Annotated in this window: 21 protein-coding genes; all 21 read right to left on the bottom strand. The window is 31.4% G+C overall.

Annotated features, from left to right (window positions below):
- Window positions 1-18 precede the first annotated feature (18 nt).
- Window positions 19-1,410, bottom strand: a complete 1,392-nt coding sequence (locus B5E75_RS02995) for an AAA family ATPase (RefSeq protein WP_241146613.1) — start codon at window positions 1,408-1,410, stop codon at window positions 19-21.
- A 373-nt stretch (window positions 1,411-1,783) separates the two neighbouring features.
- Window positions 1,784-2,764: an aldo/keto reductase gene (locus B5E75_RS02990; RefSeq protein ID WP_087357310.1), complete on the bottom strand. Its 981-nt coding sequence runs from the start codon at window positions 2,762-2,764 to the stop codon at window positions 1,784-1,786.
- Between the two features lie 276 nt (window positions 2,765-3,040).
- Window positions 3,041-3,868, bottom strand: a complete 828-nt coding sequence (locus tag B5E75_RS02985) for an SDR family oxidoreductase (protein ID WP_087357309.1) — start codon at window positions 3,866-3,868, stop codon at window positions 3,041-3,043.
- A 12-nt stretch (window positions 3,869-3,880) separates the two neighbouring features.
- Complete coding sequence (locus tag B5E75_RS02980) at window positions 3,881-4,873, bottom strand: iron-containing alcohol dehydrogenase (RefSeq protein WP_275086199.1); 993 nt, start codon at window positions 4,871-4,873, stop codon at window positions 3,881-3,883.
- On the bottom strand, window positions 4,848-5,060 hold the full coding sequence (locus B5E75_RS14915; RefSeq protein ID WP_211962171.1) for an iron-containing alcohol dehydrogenase: 213 nt from the start codon (window positions 5,058-5,060) through the stop codon (window positions 4,848-4,850). The genes B5E75_RS02980 and B5E75_RS14915 overlap by 26 nt, the downstream gene beginning before the upstream one ends.
- A 127-nt stretch (window positions 5,061-5,187) precedes the next feature.
- On the bottom strand, window positions 5,188-5,709 hold the full coding sequence (locus B5E75_RS02975) for a cysteine hydrolase family protein (RefSeq protein WP_087357308.1): 522 nt from the start codon (window positions 5,707-5,709) through the stop codon (window positions 5,188-5,190).
- Between the two features lie 42 nt (window positions 5,710-5,751).
- Window positions 5,752-6,345, bottom strand: coding sequence for a recombinase family protein (locus B5E75_RS02970; protein ID WP_087357307.1), 594 nt, complete (start codon window positions 6,343-6,345; stop codon window positions 5,752-5,754).
- A gap of 204 nt (window positions 6,346-6,549) precedes the next feature.
- On the bottom strand, window positions 6,550-7,320 hold the full coding sequence (locus B5E75_RS02965) for a MurR/RpiR family transcriptional regulator (protein ID WP_087357306.1): 771 nt from the start codon (window positions 7,318-7,320) through the stop codon (window positions 6,550-6,552).
- A gap of 19 nt (window positions 7,321-7,339) precedes the next feature.
- Window positions 7,340-7,891, bottom strand: coding sequence for a DJ-1 family glyoxalase III (locus tag B5E75_RS02960; protein WP_087357305.1), 552 nt, complete (start codon window positions 7,889-7,891; stop codon window positions 7,340-7,342).
- Window positions 7,854-8,453, bottom strand: coding sequence for a DJ-1 family glyoxalase III (locus B5E75_RS02955; RefSeq protein WP_087357340.1), 600 nt, complete (start codon window positions 8,451-8,453; stop codon window positions 7,854-7,856). Before B5E75_RS02955 ends, B5E75_RS02960 begins: the two co-directional genes overlap by 38 nt.
- Window positions 8,454-8,553: 100 nt before the next feature.
- Entirely contained in the window at window positions 8,554-9,357 is an 804-nt protein-coding gene (locus B5E75_RS02950; protein ID WP_087357304.1) for a Cof-type HAD-IIB family hydrolase, read from the bottom strand.
- 44 nt (window positions 9,358-9,401) lie between these two features.
- Window positions 9,402-9,671 (bottom strand): hypothetical protein, encoded by a 270-nt coding sequence (locus B5E75_RS02945; RefSeq protein WP_087357303.1) that lies wholly within the window; start codon window positions 9,669-9,671, stop codon window positions 9,402-9,404.
- Window positions 9,672-9,686: 15 nt separating this feature from the next.
- Complete coding sequence (locus B5E75_RS02940) at window positions 9,687-10,520, bottom strand: PTS system mannose/fructose/sorbose family transporter subunit IID (RefSeq protein WP_087357302.1); 834 nt, start codon at window positions 10,518-10,520, stop codon at window positions 9,687-9,689.
- 1 nt (window position 10,521) lies between these two features.
- Window positions 10,522-11,364, bottom strand: a complete 843-nt coding sequence (locus B5E75_RS02935) for a PTS mannose/fructose/sorbose/N-acetylgalactosamine transporter subunit IIC (RefSeq protein WP_087357301.1) — start codon at window positions 11,362-11,364, stop codon at window positions 10,522-10,524.
- An 18-nt stretch (window positions 11,365-11,382) separates the two neighbouring features.
- Window positions 11,383-11,874, bottom strand: coding sequence for a PTS sugar transporter subunit IIB (locus tag B5E75_RS02930; protein ID WP_087357300.1), 492 nt, complete (start codon window positions 11,872-11,874; stop codon window positions 11,383-11,385).
- Between the two features lie 14 nt (window positions 11,875-11,888).
- Entirely contained in the window at window positions 11,889-12,305 is a 417-nt protein-coding gene (locus tag B5E75_RS02925; protein WP_087357299.1) for a PTS sugar transporter subunit IIA, read from the bottom strand.
- 158 nt (window positions 12,306-12,463) lie between these two features.
- Window positions 12,464-13,753, bottom strand: coding sequence for an ABC transporter substrate-binding protein (locus B5E75_RS02920; protein ID WP_087357298.1), 1,290 nt, complete (start codon window positions 13,751-13,753; stop codon window positions 12,464-12,466).
- The gene (locus tag B5E75_RS02915) at window positions 13,746-14,420 is read right to left on the bottom strand and encodes a response regulator transcription factor (RefSeq protein WP_087357297.1); all 675 of its coding nucleotides are present in this window, start codon (window positions 14,418-14,420) and stop codon (window positions 13,746-13,748) included. The genes B5E75_RS02920 and B5E75_RS02915 overlap by 8 nt, the downstream gene beginning before the upstream one ends.
- Window positions 14,413-15,720 carry a sensor histidine kinase gene (locus tag B5E75_RS02910; RefSeq protein ID WP_087357296.1) on the bottom strand — a complete coding sequence of 436 codons (1,308 nt, stop codon included), beginning with the start codon at window positions 15,718-15,720 and terminating at the stop codon, window positions 14,413-14,415. Before B5E75_RS02910 ends, B5E75_RS02915 begins: the two co-directional genes overlap by 8 nt.
- Window positions 15,720-16,673 (bottom strand): sugar ABC transporter substrate-binding protein, encoded by a 954-nt coding sequence (locus tag B5E75_RS02905; protein ID WP_087357295.1) that lies wholly within the window; start codon window positions 16,671-16,673, stop codon window positions 15,720-15,722. The genes B5E75_RS02910 and B5E75_RS02905 overlap by 1 nt, the downstream gene beginning before the upstream one ends.
- Window positions 16,674-16,801: 128 nt before the next feature.
- Window positions 16,802-17,269 (bottom strand): hypothetical protein, encoded by a 468-nt coding sequence (locus B5E75_RS02900; RefSeq protein ID WP_087357294.1) that lies wholly within the window; start codon window positions 17,267-17,269, stop codon window positions 16,802-16,804.
- Between the last annotated feature and the right edge of the window lie 203 nt (window positions 17,270-17,472).

Genomic DNA, 17,472 nt, shown 5'->3' with positions numbered 1-17,472 from the left:
TCACAAAAGGCTCACTTTTTAACGAGCCTTCATTTCTTCTATATGACATGTATGTTTCTTTGTTTTCTTGTCATAACTGATTCCAACAATCAGTAAGTTATCTTTATACTTCTCTAATCCTTTTGGATATTTCTTTTCTTTGATCTGATCTATCGCTGTCTTGACTTCTTGATTCCATTTCAGCTCTATAATCATAGCTGGTTTATCTCGATATGGAATCAAAACAACATCTGCAAAACCTTTTCCAGTAGGCATTTCTCTTATCATTGTGTAATGATTTCTGGCATAGATATATGCTAAAGCGAGTGTATATGACAATGCATTTTCATTGTTGTAAGTCAGTATTGCTGTGTTGAGATGGGCTTCTTCGATATATCTGGCAACGGCTTCTTCATCTTTTCTCCATGTTGCCTCTAATAATTCACGACTATTTAATAATGCCTTTGTCGTTTCTTCCCAGTTTGAATCTTCTATGGAATCAATAAAGCTTGTTGATACTTCTTTGTTAGGAATATAGCAGGTATGATCTGAATTATTATATCCCAGATATCCAAGATGTATTAGAAGTGTTAAGACATCATCCTTTGACTTGAACGTTGTCATATCATTTTGGAACTTGCTTGTATTAACATCTACACTCTCTCCTGACAATAATTGAACGATATTATCTTTCAAGTCATCAAAGTTCATATCTATATAAACTTGTAGGGCTTCATAAGTTTCTGTTGATGTCCAATAGTTTTCATACTTTCTGTCCATAAGAGCATAAACAACAGAGCGATGATTGTAGACAGAAATATCATTGGACATGCGATAGCCATCATACCATTGTTTCATCTCATTATAATCCATATTATATTTTAAGCATAAATCATAAACTTCCTGTTCAGTAAATCCCATAAAAGATTCTAAAGGTGTTGCATTCAACATGGATATTTCTTCAAACATATTCAAACCACTATGTGTTCCGTATTTCTTAATAGGCAATATCCCTGTCATATAAGCAAGTTCTACATATGGATGATCTTTCAATAGATTTCTTAAGAAATCAAGATATTGTTTCTGTGCTTCTTTATCTTGAACATATTCTCTAAATATACAATCCCATTCATCTATAATAAAAATAAATTGATCTTTTGTGGATACGTAGATATCTTCTAGAGATAATGAAAGATTTGCTTCATCAAAGAAAGTGATTGAATATTCCTGTTTGAGCTCATTTAAAATTCTTATTGTTAGTAATTGGATCATTTTATCAATATTGTGTGTATTGCTTAAAAAGCTTTGCATATTAATATGAATGACATGATGCTGGTTAAGATGTTCTAAATAATAATCAGTTTGACTGATTTTGAGTGAATCAAAAATATGATGAGAATCACAACCTTTAGAGTAATAGGCAACTAACATATTAGCATCTGTACTCTTTCCAAAACATCTAGGTCTTGATATGCATAATTTATTATCACCAGTGCCTATTAATCAATTCGTATAGAGTTAATTAGTAATGACTTATCTACATATATAGGATTGTTAAGTGCCTGTTGAAAGCTATTATTTCTTGGATTGAGATATAATCTCATGCTTTCACCCGCTTTCTTATCTTGTTTTATTATACATTTGTAGGGTAAAATACTATGACTATATATGTTGCTAATTGTTTATGATAATTATGCTTTGTCTGTGAATTTTATTTTTTTAGAAAAATAATAGAGAATATGAAATCATACTCTCTATTTATTATATTTTTATAAAATGAATTGATGTTATAACTCTCTATGATTTAATGTCCACCAAAAACTTCAAATTCCATATGTTCTAATTGATAATCAATTATTTCGATATCTTCATAAGAAAGATGAATGTTTCCAGCCGCAAAATTTGATGCTAGTCTGTCTATTTTTCTAGAACCCGGAATAGGAATAAGATTATCGAATTTAGACAACATCCACGCTAAAGATATTTGAGCATTTGTAGCGTTATATTTTTTAGCAAGCTCACTTACTATTTTTAACAATTGATTTGTTTTTATCATACCTGTTTCACTATATTGTGGCATATTTCTTCTAAAATCCTGCTTATCATCTTTAAAATCTGCTTGAGAATGATAAGCTCCTGTTAATGCACCATTAGCTAATGGCGAAAAAGCAATATATGTGATTCCTAATTCTTGACAAACATTTATTAAATGTTCATGCCACCTAGCCATCATTGAATATCTATTTTGAATAACAGTCACTGGACAGTTAGCATGTGCCCTTCTTAAATAGTCTTCATTCACTTCACTAATTCCCCAAGCTTTGATTTTTCCTTCTTGAATGAGTTCTTTCATCACACCTGCAACAATTTCTGGTTCTACTTGAGGATCAATTCTATGTTGATAATAAATATCAATATAATTTGTTTGCAATCTTTTTAATGATCCTTCGATAGATTCTCTAATCTTTTGTGGTGAACTGTCTAATTCTAAGTGATTACCTTTGTGTGTTACACCAAATTTTGTACACAGAACAATCTCATCTCTAAAGTTTTTCACAGCTTCGCCAACAATTTCTTCATTATGACTAATACTTCCATCAGGATAAATACCCGTATAACATTCAGCTGTATCATATAAATCATAACCTATATGATGTGCTTCCTGTAAAATATGAATGGCTTCTTCTCTAGCAACAGGTGTTCCACTGGCATGGGATAGTCCCATACATCCAAGCCCAACCATATTGACATACATATCTGTTTGTCCTAATCTTCTTTTTTCCATTGTTTAAACCTCCTCTTATATATCAGCACTTTTATTCATATATTGAAATTAATTTATCATTTTGATAGTCTTTTCAAAAAGTTCTCTAGCACAAATAAATATCATCACATTCCTATCATCTTTTTTATCATTTTCATTTTTAAACTTATAGAATGTTTTATCTTTCTTCCATCATTCATTTTAATGATTCTTATTCTTTTTGTACAATATCAATATAGAAATCTGCTATAACGAAAAAGAATAGTCAAATCATCTATATCATAAAATAAATATCTTTTACTTTGATTGTAATGAACCATAAAAATAACTTGCTGTTGCTCCACCATCAATCAAAAAATCTGAACCTGTTATAAAAGCACCTTGTGGGCTCATAAGAAGTTCCGCCACATTGGCAACTTCATCTGCTGTACCCGGTCGTTTCGCTGGAGATGAAGCAAACATATTTTTATAAAAATCACCTCTTGGTCCATTGAATTCATCAATAGCTAACGGTGTCACAATAATGCCCGGTGAAATAGAATTAATTCTGGCTCTTTTTTGACCCCAAATGACGGATTCAGCCATTACTCTTTTTTCATTACACCTTTTTGCAAGTTGGTATGCATGTAAAGTATCTTTTATTTGATGTGGTTGCAAAAAATCCAATTGCAATAATTCTTCTGTTGGAGTCATCGCCAACAATCGATCTTTATATTCACCTAATTGCTCCATACGATGTCCGGACTGCGAAGAAATTGTTACTCCGACACCTCCGGGCTCAATCACTTTCCCAACTTCTTCTAATAAAACAGCTGTTCCATATAAATCAACTTTTAAAATCATTTCAATAGATGCCTGACTTGGTGAAACACCTGCCCCATTGATTAGCATCGTTATAGGTCCATATTTTTTAGCTTCATCTATCATACTTAATATAGATTTTCTAGAAGCTAAATCCATTTCAAAAGGAATAACATCAAATCCTGCCTTATTCATAACTTCTGCAATTGCTTTTGCATTGTTGATATTTTTATCTCCCATAATAATCTTTTGACCATAGCCCATTCTTCTAGCGATAGCCATACTGATTTGTCCTGCCCCTGTAACAATCATCACATCTTTCATTATTTTTACCTCCTATAAACACATTTTATAAATATTGAAACAATCTTCTTGTGTTAATGGTCGATATGCTCGAGATATTATTTCTTGACCACCACAAGCTTTGACTGCAATTTCTTTAAATTTTGTATCATCTATCTTCAATTGTGATAAAAACATAGGCAATCCTAGTTCATCTTGAATAAAAGATTGTAGAGCCTTAATCGTTTGATAAGCATCAATCTTTTTATTATCACTTGCTTCAATACCCATCACATTAACACCAAATCTTGCAAAATCATCAATGACTGTTTCATCTCTATCCAATAAATATTTCATCCATTGTGGCATAATAATTGCTAGAGCTAAACCATGAGTCATATCATAAGTTGCTGAAAACTGTTCTAAAGTATGTAAAGAGGGTTGCGTTTGAAATCCAGAAGTACAAAAACTATTTAATGACCAACTTGCTGCCCACAACATCGTTGCTCTTGCTTCATAATTTTCTGGTTCTTGAACAGCAACCGGTAACTGTTGTCTGACTGTTTTAAGTAATGTTTCAACAACATTGAACTGTAATGGATATTTTTGAGCATTTACAAAATAATTCATATCTAACATATGAGCCATAATATCAAATCCCCCACAAGCTGTTTGAAATGGTGGAACTGTCATTGTATTCGTTGGATCCAAAAAGGCAACTTTTGGTCTAATAGCTTCACCATGAATCCCCTTCTTGACTCCTAATTCAACATTGGCAATGACACATGATTTGTCCATTTCACTGCCTGTTGAAGCTATTGTTGGCATGGCTATGACAGCTAAGGCTTGATTCCATTCTTTACCTTCTACTAAATCCCAAATATTGTCGGTCTTTGATAAAGTTGTTGCTGCAATAGCTTTACAACAATCAATGGTCGAACCACCACCTATAGCTAATACAGTTGGAATCCCATTTTCTTTACAGATTTTCACACCACGATTGACTGTTGTATGTCTAGGGTTAGGCTCTACTGCCCCCCAATTCATATACAGTAATATGATGTGATTGAAGTTCATTGATCACTCGACTATATAATGAAGAATTCTTAATAAATTCTCCACCATGAGCAATTAAAATCTTATCGCCAAAACGTAAAACTTCTTCGTGTAAATGTTTTAATTGATTTTGACCAAAGTAAACTTTTGTTGTATTTTGAAAAATAAAATCGTTCATAAAATGCTTCCTCCTTTGTTATGTTTATTGTATGATTTTTATCATTTTGTAACAATTTCAATTTCTAATCCAATCCATAAGTTTTACTTATAAAAAAAGAAATGACCTTAGCCATTTCAAAATATGTCTATAAATAAGTTTGAACATCAATTTGACAGCTTTTCATTGTTTCAATGGCTGCCTGATGTTTATCTGGTGTGACTCCTGCACAAGCATTTTCATAAACGATGATAGGCGTTTCAGGGAAATATGCTTTTAAAATCAAAGCATTAGAAATCACACATATATCGCTGCAAACACCTACAAGAACGATTTGTTCTGGTTGATTCTGAGATATAAGTTGAGGTAATTTTAAACTTCCAAATGTAGGTTTTTCCACCATTATAGCTTGATGTGTCCATTCTTTTAATTCTGGGATAATTTCCCATCCTTTTGTTCCTTTCATACAATGTTCAACAGGTAACATTTTTCCTTCACTCGTTGAAAGATAATCCTCATGATGTGTGTCTTGGGTAAAGATAATTTGATTTTCTTGATTTTCTTTTAACAGTTTTTCAATTACAGGAACTGTTTTACAAGCTTCTTTTGTTCCTAAACTTCCTGTCACAAAATCATTTTGCATATCCACAACAATTATTGTCTTTTTCATATGATCCCTCCTTGATTTCATATTATATCATATTTATAACGATTATAAAATTTCTTCAACCCATCTTAAAAAAGTACTTTGAGCAATACCTAATGCTCTGGCTGCTTGTCTAGAAGATATTTCATTTTCTTGCCATTTATTTCTGATATCCCAAAAATTCTCTGGTACATCTTTACGTGGTCTACCAAAAACAACACCTCTTTGTCTAGCTGCACAAATCCCTTCTTTTTGTCGTTGTTTGATGTTTTCTCTTTCAATTTGAGCAACATAAGCCAGGATTTGAAGAACCATATCAGCAATAAAAACACCAGTTAAATCATTTTCATTTTTTTGCCTCGTATCTAATAATGGCATATCTAAAACAACAATATCTGCCTGTTTTATTTTTGTGATGATTCGCCATTGATTTTGTATTTCATCATAATTTCTACCTAATCTATCAATAGATAAAATCATAAGCACATCTCCTTTTTTCAATTTTTTCATTAATCGTTTATACTGTGGTCGATTAAAACTCTTTCCACTGATTTTATCCACATATATATTTTTGTGACAAATATCATATTGTTTTAATGCCATCAATTGACGATCTTCACATTGATCCTTAGATGATACTCTTATATACCCATAATTCATATTATCTCCTCCTTCACATTATGAGTTAAATAACAGTATACAAAAAAGATAGAAATCTTTGATTAATGTCACACAAAAGTAACACATCAAAAACAAAGCATCATTTTTGTGACTTTCTTAAATATATTCTTGAATAAAAACATCTCCCATAAACCAAAACTTATCTCATATAAAAAAAAGACAAGAATCATCTTGCCTTCATAATCATATTTTATATCTGTAATTATATTCTTGAGCAATTAAACTTGCGATAAACTGTAATTGATAAGGATGACTTCCTTGATCCTGTAAAGATTGGAAAGTTAAAACTTCATCAACAAAATAGGGATAGTTTTCTTGAACGCTTGTAATCATCCATATTTTAGGTGCTTCTAGTTTCTTTTGTAAAACTCTCAAATTTTCATATTCAAAATAGGAACCTGTATAAGAAAGGATAATAATTAAATCATTTTCATCTGCATTTAAAATATAATCCATTTGTTGGAAATAAGATACATAAGATTCAACTTGTTTTCCTGTCATTAATAAATCTGTCTGTAGATTCATGGCAGCTGTTTGTGCCTTTAATAAACCAAAAATACCAACTCTTTGATATTGATATAAATCTTGACACAAAGAGATAAGTTGTTTGAGATTTAATGATGATTCTACCATTTGTATGCTTTCATAAATCTTCTGTCCATAATCTCTTACTCTCACTTGTAAAGAAGTAGACTGTGACTGTTCTTCAAAATAGAAATTAGAATCTGCCAATAATTCTTTGAGCTGTGCAAAATCTTTTAAACCAATTTCCTTACAAAAGCGAGAAATAGAACTCATCGCCACATGACAACGCTTAGCCAAATCTTGAATACCAATATTTTGCATTTCATCAATATGCTCTAAAATATAGGTTGCTATTTGATGATTGGTTGAATCTTTTTTCTCACTTGTTAAAACACTTAAAAACACAACCGGTAACTTTCCATAAATCATCCTTAATCACTCACTTTCTTTATCTTCCTCCAGCAAAATTATACATCAATCTCTCCTTCATTTCACTTGTATCTTGACCTAATGCTTCAATGATTTGAAAAGCAAAAGGATAAGGTGTCGCTGGTCCTTGACTTGTGATTATATTTTGATCATAAACAACAACATCATTTAAGAATAGACCACCTTTTAACTTTTCTTCATAACCTGTATATCCTGTAACTTTTTTACCTTCAATGACTTTAGCATCAGATAGAACGATTGTACCTGAACACATAGCTGCTAAAATTTTATGATGTTGATTAAAATATTGAACCATTTGAATCACATCTTCATTATTTCTTAAGTTTTCTCCACCTGGTCTACCTCCTGGTAAAACAAGGACATCATAATCTTTGATTTCATCACCAAACTGCTGATCTGCTTTGATCATCATATGATGCATTCCTTCCACAAATTCATTATCAAAATAAAATGTATGACATTCTATATTGGCTCTCCTTAATAAGTCAACAATCGTAAGGGTTTCTCCTTCTTCATATCCCTTCTCCATCAATACAGCAACACGCTTCATATGACTCGTCCTCCTTTACATCAAAAGCATTAAAATAAATCATACGTTTTTTCACTGCCAAAGAATCTCCATCTAATAAATCAACCAGTTTATAAGCAAAAGCATAGGCTGTTGCCGGTCCTCGACTTGTTACAATTTGACCATCAATAACAACCTTATCTTCTAAATAATTTCCTTGATGTATCTTTTGATCATAACCTTGATATGCTGTAAAGTTTTTTCCTTCTAATAATCCAGCTCTTTCTAATACAATCGGAGCCGCACACATAGCACAAATATATTTTCCTTTTTCATTCATTTGATGCAATAAATCCATCATCAAATCACTATCACGCATAGCTCTCGATCCACCATAACCTCCTGGTAAAACAATCATATCATAATCAAGAACTCTTTCACTTAAAACATCATCACACGCAACTTCTATATCATGTCCTCCTTGAACAACCTTGTCAAATCCAAACATATCACATTGGATATGTGCTCTACGCATAATATCGACAATTGTGAGTGTTTCTCCTTCTTCAAATCCCGGTGCCACAACAACTGCTACCTTTTTCATACCCATCATCTTCCTTTCTTGCCTGTATCATAAACTGTTTCATCACTTTCAACAATGTATTTCCTAAATTAGGAAATGAAAATAAAAAAAGAAAATCATTTCAAATTTTCTTTCCTTCATCATTCATATTATTTAATGCATAATGAATACCATCATGATTATTATCCAATGTCGCATATTTGACTTGTTTTTTGATTTCTTTTGGTGCATTTCCCATTGCCCATCCATATCCTACCTCTAACAACATGTCTAAATCATTATACTGATCTCCAAATGCTACTGCTTTTTGAATAGGAATATTCCATAATTGACATAATTGTTTAACAGCTTGTGCTTTATTAATTCCCTGTTCCATGATTTCAATAAGTATATCGGAAGATTTAACGATTGTCAGTTGTGGAAAATCTTTTTTTAATTGCTTTTCAACTATTAATGTCTGATTGGGACGACAGATACATAATATTTTATGAACAACTGGTAATGACAACAAATCATCTAAAGAAGCCTCTTGAGATTGAGCTTTTACAATGTTTTCTTCTCTTTGAATCTTTTCATCTTGGCGATTTTGAACATACCATTGATCAAAAGAATATACACACCATGTTATATTCATGGCATTTAACTTCTGAATAATTAACATAGCTAGTGCTGTCTTCATCCCTTTTTCATAGAGTATATGTCGATACTCATCCATAATAAGTGCTCCACTATAGGCAATGAGATGAGATTTAAAATGATTTTCTTCCATGATTGGAAAAATACCTGAAGGACTACGTGCTGATACAATCACAAATGGAATTTGTTTATTATGTAGCCAAATAATAGATTGTTGTGTTAATGGTGTCATTTGATGTTGATCATTCAACAAAGTTCCATCAACATCACTGAATACAATTTGATACATTTTATTCTCCTTATTGAAAGAGGATTGTTTTGACAACAATCCTCTTATGATTTCATTATATTAAGTATTTTACGAACATTATCATATCCATTTTTATATCCCAATCCAACAAGTATACATGATAGGATGCTTAATATCATGAATATAACACTTATGACTTGTACAAATGGATGAATGGATGATCCAAACAAAACAAAGACAAGAGAAATTGAGGAAAATATGATAAGGTTTCTTAACCATTTTTTTAAATGATTGAGCATTTTTGTTTGATATTGTACTTCTGCTATATAAGCTTCTTTGCGTTTGGTATCCATGACACTGTCCTCCTTTTAATATTGTAAACCTGGATTAAAAAATCCAACTAATACACCAACTAAGGCAATCACAACAAGTAATAACATAACTTTGATTGGTGACATTTTTCTTTTTGCTAGTAAATACCAGCAAAGCATAACAAATGCAGCTGTTAAAAATCCTGGATAAACACTATCTAATGTTTTTTGTAAATTCAAGTATGGTTCTGTTGCTCCTTTAGCTATTAAAGTAAAACTTGTTTGCACTGATACCCAAGTAGCTGCAACAGCTCCAATAACAATTCCACCTAACATTGTTATAGATTCTCTTAAAGCCTCTCCTTGAGGTCCTACTAAGAAATCAACAGCTTTACCACCTAATTCATAACCTTTGAAATATAAGAATTTCATTCCAAAGTAAGCAAATAAATTCCAAACAATAATATAGAAGATAGCTCCTAGTGGTGAACCCCCATTAGACATTCCTAGTGCTACACCTAATAAAATGGGAATAACTGTTCCAACGACTAATGAATCTCCAATTCCTGCTAAAGGTCCCATTAACCCAGCACGTAATCCATTAATTGTTTCATCATCTACATCTTCACCATTGGCGCGGGCTTCTTCTAACCCTGCTGTCATACCAACAATGACTGAACCAATCTGTGGTTCTGTATTAAAGAAAGCTGTATAAGTTTGCATAGCTTTTGCTTTATCTTGTTTTTGATTATACAATTCATTAACAATTGGAAGCATAGAACAAAGATATCCAAAAGTCTGCATATGTTCTTGTGAGAAACATGTTAAGTTTCCATAATACCAATTATGAAATGACTTTGTCAGAGTCTTTTTTGTTAATTTCTTTTCCATCTTAAATATCCTCCTCGTCATCATCATCAACATTTGAATTGACTGCTGGTTTATTGATTGTCAACATTTTAATACGATAATTAATTAATGCAAACATACCAGCAATCACAGTTGCAGATACAAGGTTAATTCCTAATGCAGCTGCTAAAGTAAAACCAAAGAAGAATGGAATGAAGTCAACTGCTTTTGTGGCAATCTGTTTTAATAAAATCGCAATTCCGACACATGGAAGTAATGAACCAACTGTAAATAATGTCATCATTGCTATTCCATCCATTGGTAAGTAATTTTTAATCAACTCTACCATTGGTGCTCCCATTTTACACATGATTAAAGTTGGAATGAATGAGCAAAGAATATGTGAAATCCAAGGCAATCCCATATTGACAACATATAATTTATTGAACTCACCTTTTTCAACGGCACGCCATCCAATATGTTGCCAGACAAGGTTAATTGTTGCTGTTCCATAGAATAAGACAGTTCCTAAAGTTCCAACCATTGTTCCAAATGAAGTTGCCATTGCTTGTCCATCTGCACTTCCAGCATCTAAACCATAACTCTTTAAAGCAATCATAGCCAATGGAATACCAATGTAACTTACGGCACGTACATCTGCTGAAACCGTTCCACCCGGTGTCACCAAAGCAATATACACAACTTGCATAGCGACTCCAACCAAAATACCTGAATAAATATCCCCTAAAATAATACCACAGACTAAACCACCAATTAATGGTCTACCTAATGTGTAGTTCCCAATTGATGTTCCACCTAAACCAGGCATACTTGATAAACAAGCAAATAAACCTAATAAGGCAGCTTGTAACCAACTAATTTCCATAAATGAAACCTCCCCTTTTTAATAACCGAACTTTCCTTTAAAATCATCCCATGTTCCTATAGAAACATCTGGCAATAAAGCAAATTTAATTTTATATCCTGCTTTTGCAATTTTTTCAAAAGCATCAGCTTCTTCTTGTGTAATAGATTGATTATTTCCTAATTTCACTGCTCCCTCACGATCATTACAAGGACCTACAATGACTGTATCAATACCACACTGAAATCCCTGATCCACTAATATTTTGCACATATCTACAGGATTTTTTGTAATCAAGAAATAACGTGTATCACTATCTAATACTTTTTGTGCTTTCTTTTGAAAATCTTCTAAAGTCCAGACAAATGTTTTCTTTCCACTGGCAGCTTTATAGGCCGCTTTTAACACATCATTTTTAGCTGCTTTATCATTTACAGCAATTAAACCATCACAAGGATATTCACGAGCCCAACGTGTACATGTTTGACCATGAATCATACGATCATCAATACGAATAAATGAAACTGACATTTTTCTTTCCTCCTTTAAATATCTTCATCTTCATCATTTTCAATTTTCAATTCTCTTAATGCTGTGGTTGCTTCATTCAAGATTTGTCTAACAAGATCATTTGTTGACATTGTATCTTTCATCAAAACAGCCGTAAGAGCTAATGGTAAATTCATACCTCCAATGATTGTACAATGGAGTCCTTTTTCACTTACAACATTCATAGCTGTTGTAAGTGGTGATCCACCAATTAAATCACCTAATAAAATTATTTCATCATCTTGACAAATCGGGTTTATGATATTTGAAAATTCTTCTGCAAATTCATCAGCACTTTTACCATTTTGTAACCCTAATGCTAAAACATCTTCACGTTGCCCTGCTAACATAGAAAGAGCATCTTTCAATCCTTCAGCAAACTGTCCATGACTTACCATTATTAAATATTTCACCTTTTTCCCCTCCTTCATTTGACACTATCATTGTATCAATGATAAGGTTCTATTCCATCTGTCTATTGTCATATTTTCATCATGACAGATGATAGGAAATCAATATGACAAATGTCACAATACAAAAAAAGCCAAGAATCCTTGACTTTATCATTATCTTATTCTCTTAAGTATTCATTGATTTCATTTTGTAAAGAAATCAATGATAAATCTAAATCTTCATTGTTTTGAATCATTTGATTGATTTGAGTATTCATAGTTACAATTGCAGAATTATATTTTCTAAACTGACTTTGACTCATAGCATTTTCCATAACATCATTCAACAAGTTTAAATTCACTTGTGTATCTTCCAAAATATCACTATTTAATAAACTTTCTACATCATCAGACTGAATAACTGTTTTTAAAGATGAAATACCTTGTGAATACTGGAAAAGTGTTTTTTGTGTCTGCGTATCATAAGTTAATAGTTTTAAAAATTCCCAAGCTTCTTGTATGTGAGATGTTCTTGAAGAAATCCCCATCAACAACGATGAAACCTCACTACTATTATTTTCATCTGCTCCGGGCATTTGAATGCAATCCCATTCAAATTGTGAATATTTTTTAACACGATAAGGGTAAGGTTTGTATGTTCTATATTCAGCAAAGGACATAGGTGCAAAAGCAACTTTCCCCATATCAAAATCTTGTGATGTGACAGTGTACCCCTGATTAAGATTATATATTTTTTGTACAAATGAAATAGCATTTTTAACATCTTTTTGATTTAAATAACAAAATTCTCCATTTTCATCAAATAAATTGACCTTATGGCTATAAACAGAATCTAACCAATCATAATTATAACAACCATATTGATCTATTTGTCCATCATTATTTGTATCTTTTGTCACCTGTTGACAAATCGTATAGAAATCATCCAATGTCCAATCATTATCTGGAAGATGAATATGTTCTTTTTTTAATAACGTTTGATTAACAAACATTAACGTTGGATTACTTTCATAAGGCAATGCATATTGATGATTATGATATTGTCCAGAATATAAAACACTGGCATAATAATTCTCAATATGAAATTGCTGATCTTTCTGTATCAAACTATCTAAATTTTTTAATGCCCCTAACGCACTTAAAGTATTAAAATCTTCTCCCAGAATCATAAAGACATCTGGTTCTTCCCCTTTTAAATATTTAGCTGAAAGCCATTCTGAATAATCTTCTTTTAAAATTCCACTCTCATATTCGATTTGAACCATTGGATATTCTTTTTCATACCTTTCAATGGCCTGATCAATAATTTTATAACAATCTCCATTCGGAACATCCCAATTACTCCCTGCAAAAACACCAATCGTAAGAGTGAGCTGACGTGGACGATAAATAATCAAAATAAAACATGCAATCATCACAAGGATGCAAATTATCTTTTTCTTATTCATCATGAAAATCCTTTGTTGTTATACCGGTTTGTACAGCCCATATGGCTAATTGTGTACGATCTCTTAGATTGAGTTTTGATAAAATAGAGCTTAGATAATTTCTAATTGTTCCTTCAGAAAGATATAATTTTTGAGCTATTTCTTTATTAGACAATCCAAAAGCAACCTGTTGAATAACACGCCATTCTGGATGACTAATATCTTTTATCGAACTTTCATCTACTTGGACAGCATAGTTATTTTGAGTCATCTTTGAAAACATACTAAAGACTTTTGTCGCAATATCCGGATTAATCATGGCACCACCACTATTGACCGTAATAATTGCTTGATACAGTTCATCCATTCCTACACCTTTTAAAAGATATCCACTCGCTCCATATTTCAATGCACTAAAAACAAAGTCATCATCATCAAAAGTTGTTAAAATAATAATCTTTATATGGGGATATTGTTCTTTGACAATCTTCGTACAATGAACACCATCCATTCCAGGCATTCGTATATCCATCAAAATAACATCCACTGCTTCACGTTCTAAAATATGTAAAACATCTGATCCATCTCCTGCTACTCCCACAACTTGTATATCATCATGTGTTCCTAAAATAATCTTTAATGACTCTCTAATAAGTTCCTGATCATCAGCAATAACAACTTTAATCATGCTTATCCCTCTCCTTTCTTGGTAATGTCACTTCTGTTAAAAATCCTTGATGTCCATCAAAATGAACTTCTCCATTAATCATCGCTAAGCGTTCTTTCATCTGCGTTAAACCAAAACCAAAATGAACATCATCACACCCTATACCATTATCTTTTATTTTCAGATGCAAAAAGTTTTTATCATAATGCATATTAATTTTAACCTCAGTGGCATGTCCATGTCTTAAAGCATTCGTAATTGACTCTTGTATAATACGAAAAATAATATCTTCATCTGTTTTCTCTAAATCAATATCTTCCAGTTGATAATCTAATTCAATTGTTAAATCACTGACACTTGAAAATTCTGCAATCATACGTTCAAGTGCCTCTTTAAAGCCATGTTCTTCTAAAGCTCCAGGACGTAACTTATTTAAAGAATTTCTCACATCTGTTATTCCTTGTCTAACAACTTTAGAAATCACTTGAAGCTGTTGCTTTGTAGCTGTAGGATTTTGATCAATCATCGCAATACAGGCATCCACTCCTGCTGCTATGCCCGTTAATGCATGACCTAAAGTATCATGAATTTCTCTTGCTAGACGTTTTCGTTCTTTGTTTTCCCCAATTTTTTCAGTAATAGCTGCATAATTTTGAAGTTCTTTATTGACTTGATTCACCATATCTAATTCTTCTGAAATATATTGATTTTGTCGCATTTCATCGGCAAGATAAACAATCATAAATGCAATAAACAAGATAATATTGAGCATCTCTAAACATGAAGTAATAATCATAAGAATACCATTGACTTGTGAACCATATATCTGAAAATATTCAAACATATTGGTCATAGGTACAAATATAGAAAAAACATCATAACTAGATATGATATACACAATAATCAATACACCTAATAATCCTTTGGAATATTTTTCTTGTTTTAGGTTAAAAATAGAATCACAGAAGATAAGGAATAAAACACCATTATAGGACATGTATAAAAAATAAATTAAAAGAAAACCAATCAAAACTTCTAAAAAACTATAAAAAACATTCATTTTATATGAAACTTTTGTTGTATTTCTATTATATATAACAAAAATTAAAACTGCATATAATGATATAGAACCCAAAAAAGTAACGAGTGGGTGTTGTGGAAGATGTGTGATACGATCTAAAAATTCTCTGGCGTATTGTATTTGTACAATATATTGTGTTGTCATTAAAATCAACATACTATAAAAAAGAATAATAACAAAATTTAATATACTAAGGGAATGACGTAATATAGATAGAACTTGTTGATAAGAATATTTCATTATTGCCACCCCGTTTGATCATACTTTGTTATGTTATTTTCATTGATTAACTGAACTGGAATAATAATATTTTTTTCAATAGCTTTCCCTCGTAATAATTCATACATATTTTGTGCCGCAATATTGCCAATAGAAATAGGTGATTGTGCAACAGTTCCTGCAACCATCGAATGATTACCAATAAGTGTTTTAATATCTGGTGTCCCATCAACCCCATAAACGATAGTATGATGATATTGATATGCCTGTAAAGCCGCTAATGCTCCTAAAGCACTTGGATCATTTAAAGACATCACAACATCAACATCTTTATTTTTTTCTAAAATATCTTCCATAATAGGCATGGCTAATTCCAGCTGTCCTTCACATTCTCCCTGATCGATAATTTGATATTGAGAGTATCCATCAATTGTTTCTAAAAATCCATCTATACGGTCTTTCGCAGATTGGACATTTGTATGTTTTAATAGAACAATATTTGCTGATTTCAATCTTTTCATCATGTCTTTAGCACATTGAACACCTGCATCATAATTATCCGACACAATCGTACAATCAACAAACTGTTCCTGTTCTATAGATGCATCCATAACAATAATAGGTATCCCGGCTTTTTTAGCTGCTTTTAAAGCAGGAGTTACTTTCTTTGAATCTACTGGATTAATAAAAATCCCATCTACATCTTCATCAATAAAATCATAAATTTGTTCAATTTGTTTATCTATATCTAAAGCTGGATCTCTTACAAGAAGCTGATCTCCCCTATTTTCAATTTCCTTTAATAATTCATTGTTGATAACTTCATAAAACGTATTGTTCATTGTCATATATGTTACCCCAAAAAGATAATTCTGTCTTTTAGGAAAATAATCATTATTATAAATAAGAGTACCAATTAACATGACAACGATAAATAAACTCATAACAACAATCTTTTTCTTTCCTATTTGCATTATTTCACCTACTTTGTTTATGTAAAGATATATCTTATTATATACTTTCCATAAAAATTAAGATAGTCTTTCCATAGGTTTATCTATTTCTTTTCAATAAAAAAGCATATTCTTCAATAGAATATACCTTATGATTCATTCATATCTTCATCTAAAGATAAAACTTCTTTTTGATGTCGATGTCTTAAATATTTAGATATTGTTTGATTCTTTAATCGAATTTCAATATGCTTAGCTTTTAAATATCTATTCATAACTAATGCTTCATCATCTCTTAAACAATCTATCCAATGAGAAGCATCTACACTTAAAATAAAACGGACAATGATAACCAATCCCATAACAATGATTGCAAGAATAAAAAAGAGAATACCCAAAGGATAAATATGTTGTTGGATAAAGAAGATACATAACGCTATAAAAAGAGTCATCATTCCAATAAAAACTTTCATCAAAATATGACCACCTTGAGCCAACAGTTGTCGTATTTCATAATAGAGTTGATAAACTTCTTTGGTATCTTTGATAATACTTTCTAGAATTGTTTCATGACTTTCTCTGATTGCTGTAATAATTTCTGATTCATAATCAAACATTTTCTCATCTCCTGACTTATATATTATATCTTAAGGACATATCTTCGTAAAATAAAAATATCAATAAACACTATCATCAATTAAAAACATGTTTCAACAAAGAATGATATAAAAATATATTCTTTCTCATTTATTTATTTTTTATTCTATTATTCAATCTTTTTTGTATTTGGTCATAAAATAGAAACAAACAAATGTTATCA

It is taken from the genome of Massiliimicrobium timonense, from assembly GCF_002160865.1.
Lineage (GTDB): Bacteria > Bacillota_I > Bacilli_A > Erysipelotrichales > Coprobacillaceae > Allocoprobacillus.
This window is presented reverse-complemented; position numbering and strand designations above follow the sequence as displayed.